Source organism: uncultured Pelagimonas sp. (genome assembly GCF_947498515.1).
Taxonomy (GTDB): domain Bacteria; phylum Pseudomonadota; class Alphaproteobacteria; order Rhodobacterales; family Rhodobacteraceae; genus Pelagimonas.
The window spans coordinates 579,380-594,324 of the sequence record NZ_CANMKO010000002.1; the positions used below are offsets into that span (position 1 = coordinate 579,380).

At 56.5% G+C, this 14,945-nt stretch carries 15 protein-coding genes and 1 pseudogene; 5 read left to right on the forward strand and 11 right to left on the reverse strand.

Features of this window, described 5'->3' with window-relative positions:
• Window positions 1-247 precede the first annotated feature (247 nt).
• The 5 genes from Q1A43_RS06255 to Q1A43_RS06275 all read right to left on the reverse strand — a co-directional run bounded on the left by Q1A43_RS06255 (window position 248) and on the right by Q1A43_RS06275 (window position 3,495).
• On the reverse strand, window positions 248-610 hold the full coding sequence (locus Q1A43_RS06255; protein ID WP_299928027.1) for a hypothetical protein: 363 nt from the start codon (window positions 608-610) through the stop codon (window positions 248-250).
• Window positions 611-760: 150 nt separating this feature from the next.
• The gene (locus Q1A43_RS06260; RefSeq protein ID WP_299928030.1) at window positions 761-904 is read right to left on the reverse strand and encodes a hypothetical protein; all 144 of its coding nucleotides are present in this window, start codon (window positions 902-904) and stop codon (window positions 761-763) included.
• A gap of 214 nt (window positions 905-1,118) precedes the next feature.
• On the reverse strand, window positions 1,119-1,469 hold the full coding sequence (locus Q1A43_RS06265) for a DUF6497 family protein (protein WP_299933482.1): 351 nt from the start codon (window positions 1,467-1,469) through the stop codon (window positions 1,119-1,121).
• Between the two features lie 116 nt (window positions 1,470-1,585).
• Complete coding sequence (locus Q1A43_RS06270) at window positions 1,586-1,954, reverse strand: hypothetical protein (RefSeq protein ID WP_299933484.1); 369 nt, start codon at window positions 1,952-1,954, stop codon at window positions 1,586-1,588.
• Between the two features lie 8 nt (window positions 1,955-1,962).
• Window positions 1,963-3,495 (reverse strand): acyl-CoA carboxylase subunit beta, encoded by a 1,533-nt coding sequence (locus Q1A43_RS06275; RefSeq protein ID WP_299933486.1) that lies wholly within the window; start codon window positions 3,493-3,495, stop codon window positions 1,963-1,965.
• A 230-nt stretch (window positions 3,496-3,725) separates the two neighbouring features.
• Here Q1A43_RS06275 and Q1A43_RS06280 point away from each other — a divergent pair, with 230 nt between their 5' ends.
• Window positions 3,726-4,988 (forward strand): multidrug effflux MFS transporter, encoded by a 1,263-nt coding sequence (locus Q1A43_RS06280; protein ID WP_299933488.1) that lies wholly within the window; start codon window positions 3,726-3,728, stop codon window positions 4,986-4,988.
• 44 nt (window positions 4,989-5,032) lie between these two features.
• Window positions 5,033-6,433, forward strand: coding sequence for a short-chain fatty acyl-CoA regulator family protein (locus tag Q1A43_RS06285; protein WP_299928045.1), 1,401 nt, complete (start codon window positions 5,033-5,035; stop codon window positions 6,431-6,433).
• 78 nt (window positions 6,434-6,511) lie between these two features.
• Here Q1A43_RS06285 and Q1A43_RS06290 read toward each other — a convergent pair whose 3' ends face one another.
• The 5 genes from Q1A43_RS06290 to Q1A43_RS06310 form a co-directional block, all read right to left on the reverse strand.
• Window positions 6,512-7,105 (reverse strand): N-acetylmuramoyl-L-alanine amidase, encoded by a 594-nt coding sequence (locus Q1A43_RS06290; RefSeq protein WP_299933490.1) that lies wholly within the window; start codon window positions 7,103-7,105, stop codon window positions 6,512-6,514.
• A 108-nt stretch (window positions 7,106-7,213) separates the two neighbouring features.
• Entirely contained in the window at window positions 7,214-7,921 is a 708-nt protein-coding gene (locus Q1A43_RS06295) for a hypothetical protein (RefSeq protein ID WP_299928051.1), read from the reverse strand.
• Between the two features lie 43 nt (window positions 7,922-7,964).
• The gene (gene gatA / locus Q1A43_RS06300; RefSeq protein WP_299933492.1) at window positions 7,965-9,452 is read right to left on the reverse strand and encodes an Asp-tRNA(Asn)/Glu-tRNA(Gln) amidotransferase subunit GatA; all 1,488 of its coding nucleotides are present in this window, start codon (window positions 9,450-9,452) and stop codon (window positions 7,965-7,967) included.
• Complete coding sequence (gatC, locus tag Q1A43_RS06305; RefSeq protein WP_299933494.1) at window positions 9,452-9,739, reverse strand: Asp-tRNA(Asn)/Glu-tRNA(Gln) amidotransferase subunit GatC; 288 nt, start codon at window positions 9,737-9,739, stop codon at window positions 9,452-9,454. The genes gatA and gatC overlap by 1 nt, the downstream gene beginning before the upstream one ends.
• 163 nt (window positions 9,740-9,902) lie before the next feature.
• Window positions 9,903-10,496, reverse strand: coding sequence for a hypothetical protein (locus tag Q1A43_RS06310; RefSeq protein ID WP_299928059.1), 594 nt, complete (start codon window positions 10,494-10,496; stop codon window positions 9,903-9,905).
• Between the two features lie 105 nt (window positions 10,497-10,601).
• Between Q1A43_RS06310 and Q1A43_RS06315 the strand changes: the two genes are divergently transcribed.
• Entirely contained in the window at window positions 10,602-11,606 is a 1,005-nt protein-coding gene (locus Q1A43_RS06315; RefSeq protein WP_299933496.1) for a hypothetical protein, read from the forward strand.
• 147 nt (window positions 11,607-11,753) lie between these two features.
• On the forward strand, window positions 11,754-13,046 hold the full coding sequence (locus tag Q1A43_RS06320; RefSeq protein WP_299933498.1) for an aminotransferase class I/II-fold pyridoxal phosphate-dependent enzyme: 1,293 nt from the start codon (window positions 11,754-11,756) through the stop codon (window positions 13,044-13,046).
• 91 nt (window positions 13,047-13,137) lie between these two features.
• Here Q1A43_RS06320 and Q1A43_RS06325 read toward each other — a convergent pair whose 3' ends face one another.
• A complete protein-coding gene (locus Q1A43_RS06325) occupies window positions 13,138-13,827 on the reverse strand; it encodes an SIMPL domain-containing protein (RefSeq protein ID WP_299933500.1) in 690 nt (229 codons plus the stop codon).
• Window positions 13,828-13,991: 164 nt separating this feature from the next.
• Here Q1A43_RS06325 and Q1A43_RS06330 point away from each other — a divergent pair.
• A pseudogene (locus Q1A43_RS06330) lies at window positions 13,992-14,945 on the forward strand (hypothetical protein); the annotation flags it as partial.

Genomic DNA, 14,945 nt, shown 5'->3' on the forward strand with positions numbered 1-14,945 from the left:
GATTCCTCGGCAAACCCTTGCCGAGTAGCAGAAATTTCCGAAGCCTTGAAAAGGCGGGGCGGACGGACAGGGGAATGTCCGAGCCGCCCCAAAAGGGAAGGGTCACGTTGAAAAATGATCGTGTCTTGGGTCCACGTTTCACTTTTCAACCCTAAGCTGCCAAAGCCATTGGCCATCGCATAGCGCAAAGGAAAACGCAGGCCCATTTCGGCAGCGTTTTGCGCAAATCGGATGGCCGCAAGCAGGATCATGCCAATTGCTCCGGATTGTCAAAAGACTCAGGAAAGGCGGCGCGGGCCGCAGTTTCGTCGATCACCAGCAAGGCGTCATAGCTTTCGGGATCAAACGGATCGTCATACGGAAGCACTTCGCGGCCAAACAGCCAGCTTAGACGCCCGGCATCCAAATTTCCCCGCTCAAACGGTTGGTCGCCAAAATGGCTCCACAGCGCCGTCATAAAGGCCGCGTCGGCGCGACGGTCCGGCGGACGACGGTCGCGAAACCTCTCACGCACGGTGATGGCAGTGACGCCCTTGGGGTTGGGGCGACGGATTGTGAATTGGAAATCAGTTCCCGGCAAACGCCCGGGGAAACCGCGATGCTTTAGCATGGTATGCCCTCCGAATGGTTTTCCCAACGGGGGGTGCCTTGCGATGCGACCTCATGCAAGAGGTTTGCCAAAGCTTTGCAAAGCTTTTTCACACCAACGTCGCGCGCGGTATGGTTCGGAACGGGCCCGAAGGCCCGCTCCGGGGTACATTTACTTGTACTTGCCGGTGTAGACGGGCTCAACGCTGATCGGCTCTGGATCAACGACAACGAACTCTTCTTCTTGTTGGCCACCACAGGCGGAAACGCCTGCAACGATGGCGAACATGGCAAGCAGTTTGATGCTCTTGGACATCTAAGACTCCTGTCAGATTCAACGAGGCCAACACAGCCGCAAAGCCATGCCAGACCCCTTTTCGAGGTAAAGACTGCTTGGGAGCAATCTGGGCTCAAATTAACGGACAGGATGTCAAAAAGATACGTTCCCAATCCCGAGAGAAAATCCTGTGACTGCAAAGCCTCAGAAAGTTGTCCACATGAGAGTCGATCCGCAAGATATTGTGTACGCATCAAAAAAGCTCCCAGATACAGAGGCCGTTTTCGACGCTATAACTCTCGAAAAACTGGGTTACACCGGGCGCCATTTCACCAAAATCCACGGGTTCGGCCATAAGACTGATCACAACCTGTGATGCCTGAAGCTCTTGGATTTCCAGCTGAGGGAGAACGAATTGGTCACACAGATGCGCCATGTCATCGACCACATCATCGAACTGCTTTCCGCCCTGCCCGATTTCAGGCGCGATAAAACGAAAACGATGCGCGCCTTGATCGTCCAGCCAATCGTGGAACACCACATCAAGGCCCGAAGGCACCTCAACCGGTTCTTCGGCAGATGCATTTGCTGCGCCAAGCGCCATAAACAGTGTTGTTGAAAGGGCGATGAGTAAGGTGCAGCCCCGACCCCCGAAGGGTCCTCCCGCCGGGGCTGCGAAAATCCCGGGCGCACCCAGGGATATAACTCGTGTGTGCCAGCTCATACGCTACGCACCCGCGCCCAAGACAACCAACGTGCACGATGTGCCGGGCTGTCCAACAGCGCTTGAATCTTGGTCGAAAGGTTGGTCGGAACCGCTCCGCGCACCAAAAACTGGCCGCCCGCAGTCACTTTTACCCCCTCTTCCGTGGCGACAATGACTACCACAGGAGAGAAACCGCGCAAGCCCCTAAGTTCGCGCCACAGATCTTGACGGATCTGGCGCGCCAACCGCCCCCGCCGCGCAGGCGGCAGAGTGGTCTCTGCTGACACGTCGAAACGCGCCGGCAGATGCCGGGTCAGCGTGAGTTGCGCACCATCGCGCAGCTCATGCCAACTCTGACGAGACTTATGGTTTCCCTTGGCCATGATCGTCCTTAGAGCGGGATGTTATCGTGCTTTTTCCATGGGTTGCTAATCTGCTTGTTGCGCAGCATAGCAAAGGCACGGGACACACGGCGGCGGGTTGATTTCGGTTGGATCACCTCATCAATAAAGCCGCGCTCAGCCGCCACAAATGGATTGGCAAAGCGATCTTCATATTCCGAGGTGTGCGCTGCGATCTTTTCTTCGTCGCCCAAATCGGCGCGGTGAATAATCTCGGTCGCGCCTTTCGCGCCCATCACGGCGATTTCGGCGGTGGGCCAGGCATAGTTCACATCGCCGCGCAGGTGCTTGGACGCCATCACGTCATAGGCCCCACCATAGGCTTTGCGGGTGATCACTGTGACTTTTGGCACCGTGGCTTCGCCATAAGCGAAGAGCAGTTTCGCGCCGTGTTTGATAACGCCACCATATTCTTGGCTGGTGCCGGGCAGGAAGCCGGGAACGTCGACCAAGGTCAGGATCGGAATTTCGAAACAATCGCAGAAGCGAACAAACCGCGCCGCTTTGCGCGAGCTGTCGATATCAAGGCAGCCCGCCAAAACCATTGGCTGGTTGGCAACAACACCTACGGTTTGCCCCTCAAGGCGAATGAAACCGGTTAGGATATTGCCGGCGAAATCCTCTTGGATCTCGTAAAAATCGCCTTCGTCCGCAACCTTAGCGATCAACTCCTTCATGTCGTAGGGCATGTTGGGGTTTTCGGGGATCAGGGTATCAAGGCTATTCTCGATCCGATCAACATCATCAAAGAACGGACGCACCGGCGGCTTTTCTTTGTTGTTAAGCGGCAGGAAGTCGACCAAGCGGCGCACTTCGGCAAGCGCTTCGACGTCATTTTCGAACGCGCCATCGGCAACCGACGATTTCTTGGTGTGGGTGCTTGCCCCGCCAAGTTCCTCGGCGGTCACGACCTCATTGGTCACGGTTTTCACAACATCAGGGCCAGTGACAAACATGTAAGAGCTGTCTTTGACCATAAAGATGAAGTCGGTCATCGCTGGCGAATACACCGCGCCACCGGCACAGGGGCCCATGATGACGGAAATCTGCGGAATAACACCGGACGCCATGATGTTGCGCTGGAAAATCTCGGCGTAACCGGCAAGCGCGTCGACACCCTCTTGGATACGCGCACCACCGGAGTCGTTCAGCCCGATAACAGGCGCGCCGTTCTGCATCGCCATGTCCATAATCTTGCAAATCTTTTGGGCATGGGTCGCAGAGACCGAGCCACCCAGAACGGTAAAGTCCTGACTAAAGACATAGACCATGCGACCGTTGATCGTTCCCCAGCCGGTGACAACTCCGTCGCCATAGGGACGGTTGTCTTCCATGCCGAAATCGGTGCAGCGATGGGCAACAAAGGTGTCGTATTCCTCAAAGCTGTCCTCATCGAGAAGCAGGTCGATCCGCTCACGCGCAGTCAGCTTGCCTTTGGCGTGCTGGCTGTCGATCCGGCGTTGTCCGCCACCCAAACGCGCGTTTTCACGGCGGTCATGCAGTTCCTGGAGAATGTCTTTCATGTGCCATCCCTTTCCTATCCAAGTCGCGCCCTCCCCCCGGTTCCTGCAAATCCGCGCACAGGCATTGTGCGCATTGCAGGAGGTTGCCAGATCGGCGCGCAAAAGCTTTGGCGTGAAAATACAGGGCAAACCCTTTGTCTCAAGGGATTCTTGGCAAATTTGCAAAGTAAGAATATTACCCAATTGTAAACTTGCAAAACTGCAAACTAACCTGTCTTGTCATAGCCCTCATGGACAAACCAGATTTTGAAGCCTACCGATACGGGATGGATACCCGTATTGAGGTCCGATTTCGGGACCGCACCACCCCGCCACATATTGTCACACTGGTTCTACTGGCAGGCTTATCAGCCCTTGCAATGAACATTTTTGTGCCATCGCTGCCGATGATGACAGCCTATTTTGACACCGAATATCAGGTGATGCAGCTGGCTGTGGCCGGGTATCTGGGTGCAAATGCGCTTTTGCAAATCTTTATCGGGCCAACGTCTGATCACTTTGGGCGCCGTCCGGTTTTGCTTGCAGGGATAGCTTTGTTTTGCATCGCCACCATCGGATGTTTGATTGCGCCCGATGTCTATAGCTTCCTGATCTTCCGGATGTTTCAGGCCGTCAGCGCCACCGCCATGGTGTTAAGCCGCGCCATTGTCCGAGACATGTACCCCCAAGACCAAGCCGCCTCGATGATTGGCTACGTCACCATGGGCATGTCAGTTGTGCCGATGGTTGGTCCGGTGATTGGCGGCTATTTGGGCGAGCTAATGGGCTGGCAGGCCAACTTCTGGCTCCTCCTCGGGGTTGGGCTGCTTATCTTGTGGATCGCCTATGAGGATGTTGGTGAAACCAATGTCCGGAGCGGCCAAAGCCTGCGCCAACAAGTCCGTGAATACCCCGAGCTTCTCACCTCTCCACGATTTTGGGGATATGCTATGGCCTCGGCGCTCTCCTCTGGTGCGTTCTTTTCCTATGTCGGGGGGGCCCCGTTTATTGGAACCGAACTCTATGGCATGGACGCCGCGGAATTGGGCTTCTTCTTTGGGGCACCGGCAGTTGGGTATTTCCTTGGCAACTACATCACCGGCCGCTTTGCAGCCCGGATCGGCGTGAACAAAATGGTCCTTTGGGGAAGCATCATTGTCACCATTCCAATGATGATGCTCATGGTGTTTTTTGCCTCTGGGCTTGATAGCAAATGGGTGTTCTTTGGCTTTATGACCTTTGTCGGGATCGGCAATGGCATGACCATTCCCAATGCGACGGCTGGCATGTTGTCGGTCCGGCCTCGGCTTGCCGGCACGGCCTCGGGTTTGGGCGGCGCGATCATGCTCGGCGGCGGGGCTGCGATGTCTGCGATGGCCGGCCTTTTGCTGAGCACTGAAACCGGCGCTTGGCCTCTGCTCTTCATGATGGCGGGCACGTCTGCGGCTTCGGTGGTCGTTATTCTTCTGGTCATACGTCGCGAAAGACTGCTTCGGGGGCTGGACGCCACCTGATTTACCTTGCAAACTTGCGATAAGTTAATCGCAAAGGTGCAAACATGGCAACTCAAAAGCTCTATGCCGGGGCCAAGCTTCGTGACATCCGGACGCGGCTTGGCCTGACGCAAAAAGACTTTGCCGCCAAGCTGGGCGTGTCCCTGCCCTATTTGAACCAGATGGAAAACAACAACCGCCCGGTGTCGACCACGGTTGTCTTGGCACTGGCGCAGGAATTTGGCTTTGACGTCACCGAACTTGGCCAAGGCGACGCCGAGAGGTTGGTGTCGGACATGCGAGAAGCCCTTGCCGATCCGGTATTTGGTGAGGCCGCCCCGCAACTGGCCGACCTGCGCCTCACGGCGTCCAATGCACCGGCCTTTGCCCGCGCCTTTCTGGCGCTACACCGTGCCTACAAGCAAACCCATGAACGATTGGCCTCGCTCGACGAAGCCCTTGGCCGCGAAGACGCCCAGCTCCGCCCAAGCCCATGGGAAGAGGTGCGTGATTTCTTTCACTATTGTGACAACTACATTGATGCGGTTGATCGCGCCGCCGAGCATTACGCGCAGCTATCGAGCACAGAACCCGACATTCGCAACGCTGCGATTTCGCGCCTGTCGCGTGAAGGTGTCACGGTGCGCTTCACCCAAACCACACCGATGCGCCGCTTTGACGTTGACCGCCAAGAATTGACGCTAAGCGCGCTGGCACCAGTGGAAACCCAAACCTTTCAATTGCTGGTTCAGGTCGCCTTGCTTGGGCAAAACCAACTCTTGGATGCCACGCTTGATCTGGCGCGCTTTCAATCCGACGAAGCCCGCGCCATCGCCAAACTTGGTTTGGCCAACTATTTCGCTGGGGCGGCAATGATGCCTTACAAGGACTTCTTGGAATCCGCCCAAGAAACCCGCCATGATCTGGAACTTCTCTCGGCCCGTTTCGGTGCATCGGTTGAACAAATCGCGCATCGGCTTTCCACCTTGCAGCGCCCCGGTGCCAAAGGGGTCCCGTTCTTTTTCGTACGTGTCGATCAAGCTGGGACAATCACCAAACGCCACTCCGCAACACGCCTGCAATTCGCCCGTTTCGGCGGGGCCTGCCCGCTTTGGAACGTGCACCGTGCCTTTGAAACGCCCGGTCAATTCCTGCGCCAACTGGCCGAAACGCCAGACGGGGTGCGCTATATCTCACTTGCCTGCGACGTAAGCAAAACCGGCGGTCATTTCGGGGCCCCAACGCGGCGCTACGCCATTGCTTTGGGCTGTGACGTGCGCCACGCTGCTGCTTTGGTCTATGCCGATGATATGGATTTCACCCGTGCCGCGGCCTTTGAACCGATCGGAATTTCCTGTCGTATTTGTGAGCGCACCAAGTGCCACCAACGCTCCGTTCCTCCCTTAGAGAAACGCTTGTCTATTGATCCGGCCTTGCGCGGGGTTCTGCCTTATCGATTGGAATGACACAGCGCAGCAGCGATATCGGCCATCACCTCACAACAGATGTCATTCAAGCGCGCGGAAGCGCATAATGTAGCAGCGTCACACCACGAAGTCTGTTTCAGATTGAAACGGCCAGCGCGCCGCAAGATCGGCCGCAAGACCCCGGTCCATATCATCCAACGGTCCCACAGCCCATGGCCGGAACCGCATACGAAAAGCGTCCAAAAGCTGGTCTTGCTGCCCTTGTTCGGCAACATAGCCAAAGGCGGCACAGTCCTTGGCAAAATCACCCGGCATCGCGGCATCTGGCCATATGGCCAATCCTTGACGGGCCAAGCGCAGCCAATCAAACCGCCGACCGGGATCGATCTTGCGCCCCAAGGCACAATCAGAATGGCCAATCACCCGATCAGCCGGAATATCCCAACGCGTCATGATCCCGCGCAACAGATTTTCTAGAACTCGCATCTGCGGGTCAGCAAAGGGTTGTGACCCTGTGTTCGCGATTTCGATCCCAATCGAATGGGAATTCACGTCTTGTATCCCGCCCCACGCCCCTGCCCCGGCATGCCAAGCGCGATCCTCTTCGCTCACCAACTGCCACAAATGGCCATCTTCGGCGATGACGTAATGGGCCGAAACTTCGGCTTCTGGGTTGCAAAGCCAATCACGTGCGCCACTGGCGCTTGTCATGGCTGTGTAGTGCAACACGATCAAATCGGGCCGCGCGCAATTGCGCCGCGGCCCGAAGTTTTCTGAAGGAAAAGCGATTGCGTCCTTAGATCCAATCACAGGTCTAAGTCACCCGCCGCGCACAGCCCGGAACGGGCTGGGGTTCCAATCACAGGCAAAACCGTCGCCGTCCGGGTCCATACCCTTGCGATCCTTTTGCGGCCCGCCTTGGGCCAAGAACGCTTCTTGGGCCAGATCAGCCGAGGCAAAAGCGCCGCAGGCTTTGTTGAATTTCGCCTCAGCCCGGAAGCTCGAGCGTTTGTACAGCGACGTGCCGACCGGGTTGTCGGTCCGCAATGCGTATTCGACAATATTAGGGGCGTTGCTACCGGGACGTTTGGGCAGGTCGGTCGGGGCGATCAACGTATATTGCGCGCGGTTCTGCGCGATCAATGCTGCATCCGCCTGAATATCACGTTGTGCCGCAACCGCATCAAAATCGTTTTCACCGGAAATTCCGTCCGAATTGCGCACAACCGCAGGGGTCGCATTGGCGGGCGAAGCATTCACAGGAGCAACCCCGGAATTGGTCGACGCAGCGCGTTGGGCCGCGTCCGTCTCAGCACTGTCCAACGGCGTGGCTTGCACATCAACAGGGCCAGGAATCGTCGCAGGAGCGGTTCCATTCAGCTGGGCTTCGCGTTGAGCGTCATAATTGTCGTAGTCGCCAAACCCAACACCGGTGCCGGTATCAACGACACCCGCGCCACTGTCAGGAATCTTGGGACCACATGCCACAAGGGCAAGCGCCGCCACACTCAACATCATTAACCGCATCTTCGCTCCTGCCTCACCTATCGGTGTTAACCTTTGGGGGCGCTTACCACCATTTGCTCGGTTTGGCTACAAAACCAAGAGATTGCTCAAGCGCATAGGCGGTATTTAGCAAATCGCCCTCTTCCCAAGGACGCCCAATCAGTTGCAGCCCAAGGGGCAAACCCTGTTTGTCTAGTCCAGCAGGAACCGCGATCCCCGGCAGACCGGCAAGGTTCACCGTCACGGTAAAGACGTCGTTCAGATACATCTGGACCGGATCGGCGTCTTTCATTTCACCCAAACCAAAGGCTGAGGATGGGGTGGCCGGTGTCAGGATCGCGTCAACACCTTGGGCAAACACATCTTCAAAGTCTTTCTTGATCAATGTCCGAACTTTGCGGGCGCGGTTGTAATAGGCGTCGTAAAAACCGGCCGATAGAACATAGGTGCCGATCATGACACGGCGCTGAACTTCGTGACCAAAGCCCTCGGCGCGGGTCTTTTCGTACATCTCGGTGATGCCATCACCCGCCTCAAGCGTGGCGCGGTGGCCATAGCGTACACCGTCATAACGCGCGAGGTTCGAAGACGCCTCAGCCGGGGCAATCACGTAATAGGCCGGAAGCGCGTATTTGGTATGCGGCAGGCTAATGTCCACGATCTTAGCACCGGCATCTTGCAACATCTGACGGCCATCGGCCCAAAGCTTTTCGATTTCATCGGGGATGCCATCCATGTGGTATTCTTTAGGAATACCAATGGTTTTACCCTTGATGTCACCGGTCAGCATGGCCTCAAAATTCGGCACGGCCAGATCGGCGGATGTGCTGTCCATTGGGTCATGACCACACATGGCCTCAAGCATAATGGCGGCATCACGTACATCTTTGGTCATCGGGCCGGCCTGATCCAGTGACGACGCAAAGGCCACAACGCCCCAGCGCGAGCAACGGCCATAGGTTGGCTTGATGCCGGTGATGCCGGTAAAGGCCGCCGGTTGACGGATCGAACCGCCCGTATCGGTGCCAGTCGCGGCCAGACATAGGTCGGCCGCAACAGCCGACGCTGACCCGCCCGAGCTTCCACCCGGAGTGAGTTGAGCGTCGTCATTGCCACGACGCCACGGGTTCACCGCATTGCCATAAGCCGAGGTTTCGTTGGACGACCCCATGGCGAATTCGTCCATGTTGAGCTTGCCCAACATAACCGACCCCGCTTCAAACAGCTTGCTGGTGATGGTGCTTTCGTATTCCGGCTTAAACCCTTTGAGGATGTTCGATGCCGCTTGGCTTTCAACACCCTTGGTACAGAACAGGTCTTTGATCCCCAAGGGAATACCGCACATATCGGGGGCATCGCCGGCCTTGATCCGCGCATCGGCGGCCTTGGCTTGATCGCGAGCCATATCCGGCGTGTTATGCACAAAGGCGTTTAGCGCGCCGGCCCCTTCGATCGCCGTCAAACAGCTTTCGGTCAACTCAAGGCTCGTCACATCCCCCTTGCGCAATGCGTCACGGGCCTCGGCGATTTTCATGTTGTTGAGATCAGCCATTATTCTACCACCTTCGGAACCGCAAAAAAGCCTTCGCGCGCATCTGGCGCGTTTTTCAGCACTTTTTCCTGCTGATCACCGTCTGTTACCCCGTCGACACGACGCTTTAGACGCATCGGTGTGACCGATACCATCGGCTCAACACCGTCGACATCGACTTCGTTCAACTGCTCGATAAACCCAAGAATATCATTGAATTCCTGCGCCAGCGCCGGAAGCGCCTCATCTTCAACTTTGATACGGGCAAGTTTCGCCACCTTTGCGGCGGTCTCGATGTCAATCGACATTGGGCAGGCCTCTTTCGTGTTTTGGGTCGGGCGTATTTCGAGTTAGTTTTGGCTTTAGCGCGGCGGCCCTTGGCCTGCAAGGGTTCAGCGCGCCAAATGGCGCGCTGTTTGATCGAGAATTGGCAAGTTTCTGTGCTTTGGGAAAATCAGAGTGAGGCCGCGTTTAGGGCAACATCACCCCTTTGCGGTTAAATGTGGCGCGATCAATGGTGAGGTCATCATAGATCAATTCAACCGTGAGCGTTTCAACCGACCCAGCCGGGAATTCCCGATAGGGCAAGCCGTCTTCGGGCAACATCGCATTTGGGCTATTGGTATCATCATGACACTTGGGAAGTGGCCATTCCTCAAGTTCATTGTCGTTCACTGCAAACTTCATTGCGACCAAACCACAGCGCCACGACCAAATATGCGTCACATAAACAAGGTCTTGGCCATTGTAATCGCGCACCGCAACCCAATTGGCGCGGGTCATGTTCATGATCGGTTTGACCTCTAGCGCTGTTGTGAAACGCCCGCTGGCCACTTGCTGCTCTGCTTCATATGGAAGCTCTTCGGGCTCGGCGGCGACTTCGGGTTTTGCGCCAGGCGGCAGATCCTCGCCACTGCTGCTTCCCGGTGCGGCCGCGGGCGCATCCCCGGTATCAAGGACCAGAGTTTCCGCAGCCGTATCCGCAATAGCGGCAACAACCGGCGCATCGGCATCGCCATTCCCCCCTGCTGCGGCGGCCAAAACAATCAAAAAAACGTCGAGCATCCTGCTCTCCTGCTTGAATTCAAGGATCAAAGACAGATCAACGCTTTTGGACGCCAAAAATCCTGCCTATAGTGCCCGCAAAAGACAAACACGGGCAGGCACAGCATGGCACGCAAAGCGCGCGCACCTCAAACTGTAAATATTTGCATAGTCGCGCAATCCGGGCGCCTTCAATACGAGGCGGTGCTGTTTGCGGCGTCCTTGAAACGCAATACCCGTTCCAAACGGTTTCGCCTTTTTATCGCGCAACCCCTACCCGGCCCGCTTTGGCCCCATGACCCGCGCATTGCCGACCCGGCCTGTCACGCTTTGCTCGAAGAACTGGGGGCGACATTTATCTCTTTCGAGAGCCAGCATTTCGGACATGCCTATCCCTACGGCAACAAAATCGAAGCGCTTGCCGCCCTGCCCGAGGGTGAGCCATTCGTTTTCTTTGACACCGATACATTGGTGACCGGCGATCTCAACACTGTTCCATTTGATTTTGACCGGCCCACCGCCTCTATGCGGCGCGAAGATACCTGGCCCAAGCTTGAACTTTATGGGCCGGGCTATAATGAGACGTGGAAATCGCTCTATGATCGCTTTGATCTCGATTTCGAAAGCTCGCTCGATACCAGTTGGCCAGACGAATATTGGCGGCGCTACCTGTATTTCAACGCCGGTTTCTTTTTCTACAAATGCCCCAAAATCTTTGGCGACCTGTTCCTGAAATACGCGCTCGAAATCCGCGACAACGCCCCACCCGAATTGGTCTGTCAAAGCTTTGATCCTTGGTTGGATCAGGTGGCTTTGCCTTTGGTGATCCACGCATTGGGCGGCGGGCGCGATACCTTGCCCGATGGGATGTTGGATGGCGATGTCACTTGCCACTATCGGCTTTTGCCTTTGCTCTATGCCCGTGAAAGCGATTTGGTGGTCGAAACACTCACCGCGATTGCCACACCGAACAAGGTTAAAAAGGTTCTGAAGGCCTATGATCCGTTCAAACGAATGATTTACCAAAACCGGGGTGACAAAGTACGCGCCCTCTTTGATCGCGACGACCTGCCCCGCAAGGAACAGGCCATTCGCAACAAAATCAAACGCGAAGGGTTCTGGATGCGATGATCTGGCGGAACGAAAGTTTCGCGAGCCTCGCCAAAAGCAGAACAAAAGTTCCAATCAGATCGCCAGAACAGTCTTTTTGAGAATGCCCCGTTGCCGCGTGGTCAGCAATCGCATACCCCTTGTCGCAACGAATTAAGGGAGAGAACCATGACCGACGCCCCAAATTATGGCTTTGACACGCTGCAAATCCACGCCGGAGCCCGCCCGGACCCGGCCACAGGCGCACGCCAGACACCGATTTATCAGACAACGGCCTATGTGTTTCGTGATGCCGAACACGCGGCCGCCCTGTTTAACCTGCAAGAGGTTGGATACATCTATTCGCGCCTGACCAACCCAACCGTAGCCGTGTTGCAAGAACGTGTTGCCACGCTTGAGGGCGGCGTTGGTGCGGTGGCTTGTTCGTCCGGTCACGCGGCGCAAATCATGGCGCTTTTCCCTTTGATGGGTCCAGGTTTGAACGTGGTTGTGTCCACCCGTCTTTACGGCGGATCGATCACCCAGTTCAGCCAGACGATCAAACGGTTCGGCTGGGACGCTAAATTTGTTGATTTCGATGATCTCGACGCCGTTGCCGCCGCGATTGACGACAACACTCGCGCGGTTTTCTGCGAATCCATCGCCAATCCGGGCGGTTACATCACCGATCTGGATGCGATTTCCGCCGTTGCGGACAAGGCGGGTTTGCCACTGATCGTCGACAACACATCGGCCACTCCGTACCTTTGTAATCCGATCAAACATGGCGCAACATTGGTCGTGCATTCGCTGACCAAATACCTAACCGGCAACGGCACCGTCACCGGCGGCATCGTCGTGGATAGCGGCCAATTTGATTGGTCCGCCAGCGACAAGTTCCCATCGCTCAGCGCGCCGGAGCCCGCCTATCACGGCCTCAAGTTCCACGAAACATTTGGCCCGCTGGCCTTTACCTTCCACGGCATTGCCATCGGTCTGCGCGATCTTGGCATGACGTTGAACCCACAGGCGGCGCATTATACTTTGATGGGCACCGAAACCCTGTCGCTGCGCATGCAGCGCCATGTGGAAAACGCCCAAACCATCGCCAGCTGGCTCGAAGCGCATCCGGCGGTCGAAGAGGTCACCTATGCCGGTCTACCCTCGTCGCCCTACAATGATCGTGTCGCACGTATCTGCCCCAAAGGGGCCGGTGGCCTGTTCACCGTTGCGCTAAAGGGCGGTTATGATTCTTGCGTCAAGTTTGTGGATTCGCTAGAAATCTTTAGCCATGTGGCGAACTTGGGTGACACACGTAGCTTGGTGATCCACTCGGCCTCGACAACCCACCGTCAGCTCACACCAGAGCAACAAACCGCCGCTGGTGCGGGCCCGAATGTGGTGCGCATTTCGATTGGCATCGAAGATGCGACCGACTTGATCGCGGATCTGGAACAGGCTCTGGCCAAAGCCAGCGCATAATCTGGCGCAATAGAAAAGCCGCCTGTCAACTCTGTCAGGCGGCCACATTAACGACGGTCAGGCGGGGAAACTCCCCGCCTATCTTTTTGGCTTACTGCGCAATTTCAAACACCATAGTCACCCGCGCGGTTGCCTCGATCTCGCCCGCGGCAACCGGCACATCCGCGGCCATGGCCTCCATCACAGGCGCCGAGCGCGCCATAGACGATTGAACCATTGGCTCAGCCGTATCGCGAATGGATTGGACCGCGCCAACCGTCACCCCTGCCGCATCCGCATAAAGCGCGGCCTTGGCTATGGCGTCCTTGATCGCTCGACGGCGGGCTTCGTCTTCTAATTTCTGAGCATCCTGAACACCCCAAGACAGGTTCGACAGGCTATTGGCCCCGTCCTGCAAAACCGCCCCCAAGACTTCGCTCAGCTGGGACAAGTCACGAACCCGAATCGAGAGCATATTGCTGGCTTCAAATCCTTGGAAAACCTCAACTTCCTTTTCTCGATCCCAGCGAGCCATTCGGTTGAGCCGCAGCGAAGAGGTTTGGATGTCACGCTCTTCCAGCCCTTGATCGCGTAGCCGGGCAATGACCGCATCCAAAATCTCGGAAGTGGCATTCATCGCCGTGATCGGGTCTTTGCCCCGACCGGTCGCCCCCAACGACAGTGTCGCCATATCGGGCGCTGTGACGACGCTGGCTTCACCCGAAACGGTGATAGTTGGAACGGTTTCCGCAAGGACCGGGCTGGTCAAAAGCAGGGCAATGGCAAAGGATAGGACGCGCATGAGGGTCTCCTAGGATAAAACATGTCGGTCATGTTGCGCTGGAACCTGCCGGTTACAAGGGTCAATGCGCGAAGTTTCTTTGCGTCGGCAAACAGTTGCTGTATTATATTCGCATCAGGCAATTAGACTCCCATAGCCAAGGTAAGGCTGGTAAAGACGGCTCCATGGTACCAAATTTTGCACTTTCTCTGTCCTTTCAAGGCATCGCACTGTTGCGCCGCACCGGTGATGTTTGGGCACAAATACAAGAGGTTCCGCTAGATAGCGGTGACCTCGACGCCGCCGTTTTGGGTTTGCGCAATCGCGCCGAAGACCTTGACCCAACCGGTGCCCAAGTCACGTTGATCATCCCCAATGAGCAAATCCGATATTTGGATATCGCTGATCTAGGTGGGGATGCCACAGCCCAAGACGTCGCCGCCCGCACCGCGTTGGATGGCGCGACGCCCTATGCGGTTGACGATCTGGTTTATGACTATGTGACGCGCAATGGCCGGTTATATATCGCCGCCGTGGCCCGCGAAACGTTGGACGAAGCCGAAGGGTTTGCTACGCAAAACGGGTTTGAACCCGTGGCACATGCCGCCATCGCCCCAAAGGGCCAATTCAATGGCGCGGTGTTCTTTGGTGCGAGCAGCAAGTGGAACGGCCCCGAGCCAACACGCCTGTCAAAACATATCAAGATAGTGGCAGCGGATGACGCGGCATTGACGCCCGTCCATGCTGCCCCCCTTGCCGAAGCAGAGCCGGACGTTGTTGAAACTCCGGTGTCTGATGATGCCGCCGAGGAATCGATAGATGCGCTCGCAGGGAACGACGCGGTTGAAACGAACGTTCTCAGCGAAGGTAGTGAACCGCCAAAGGAACATGTTCAGCAAGAACTGGATTTGTCCGCCCCATTAGAGGCGTCTGAACCAGTCGTGCAATTTCACGACATAAGTACAGACACTGACGACGGCGCTTTGACCGAGCCGCTTGCGCAAGAAGAAGACCCGCTAAAGATCGAAGTTGCTACTGCTGCGGAAGACATGATTGCTGAGCCTGAGCCTGAGCCTGAGCCTGAGCCTGAGCCTGAGCCTGAGCCTGAGCCTGAGCCTGAGCCTGAGCCTGAGCCTGAG

Excerpts from the sequence above, each read along its gene's own strand:
- Q1A43_RS06255 (WP_299928027.1), bottom strand. The coding sequence starts at position 610 with ATGCTAAAGCATCGCGGTTTCCCCGGGCGTTTGCCGGGAACTGATTTC.
- Q1A43_RS06260 (WP_299928030.1), bottom strand. The coding sequence starts at position 904 with ATGTCCAAGAGCATCAAACTGCTTGCCATGTTCGCCATCGTTGCAGGC.
- Q1A43_RS06265 (WP_299933482.1), bottom strand. The coding sequence starts at position 1,469 with ATGGCGCTTGGCGCAGCAAATGCATCTGCCGAAGAACCGGTTGAGGTG.
- Q1A43_RS06270 (WP_299933484.1), bottom strand. The coding sequence starts at position 1,954 with ATGGCCAAGGGAAACCATAAGTCTCGTCAGAGTTGGCATGAGCTGCGC.
- Q1A43_RS06275 (WP_299933486.1), bottom strand. The coding sequence starts at position 3,495 with ATGAAAGACATTCTCCAGGAACTGCATGACCGCCGTGAAAACGCGCGT.
- Q1A43_RS06280 (WP_299933488.1), top strand. The coding sequence starts at position 3,726 with ATGGACAAACCAGATTTTGAAGCCTACCGATACGGGATGGATACCCGT.
- Q1A43_RS06285 (WP_299928045.1), top strand. The coding sequence starts at position 5,033 with ATGGCAACTCAAAAGCTCTATGCCGGGGCCAAGCTTCGTGACATCCGG.
- Q1A43_RS06290 (WP_299933490.1), bottom strand. The coding sequence starts at position 7,105 with ATGACAAGCGCCAGTGGCGCACGTGATTGGCTTTGCAACCCAGAAGCC.
- Q1A43_RS06295 (WP_299928051.1), bottom strand. The coding sequence starts at position 7,921 with ATGCGGTTAATGATGTTGAGTGTGGCGGCGCTTGCCCTTGTGGCATGT.
- gatA (WP_299933492.1), bottom strand. The coding sequence starts at position 9,452 with ATGGCTGATCTCAACAACATGAAAATCGCCGAGGCCCGTGACGCATTG.
- gatC (WP_299933494.1), bottom strand. The coding sequence starts at position 9,739 with ATGTCGATTGACATCGAGACCGCCGCAAAGGTGGCGAAACTTGCCCGT.
- Q1A43_RS06310 (WP_299928059.1), bottom strand. The coding sequence starts at position 10,496 with ATGCTCGACGTTTTTTTGATTGTTTTGGCCGCCGCAGCAGGGGGGAAT.
- Q1A43_RS06315 (WP_299933496.1), top strand. The coding sequence starts at position 10,602 with ATGGCACGCAAAGCGCGCGCACCTCAAACTGTAAATATTTGCATAGTC.
- Q1A43_RS06320 (WP_299933498.1), top strand. The coding sequence starts at position 11,754 with ATGACCGACGCCCCAAATTATGGCTTTGACACGCTGCAAATCCACGCC.
- Q1A43_RS06325 (WP_299933500.1), bottom strand. The coding sequence starts at position 13,827 with ATGCGCGTCCTATCCTTTGCCATTGCCCTGCTTTTGACCAGCCCGGTC.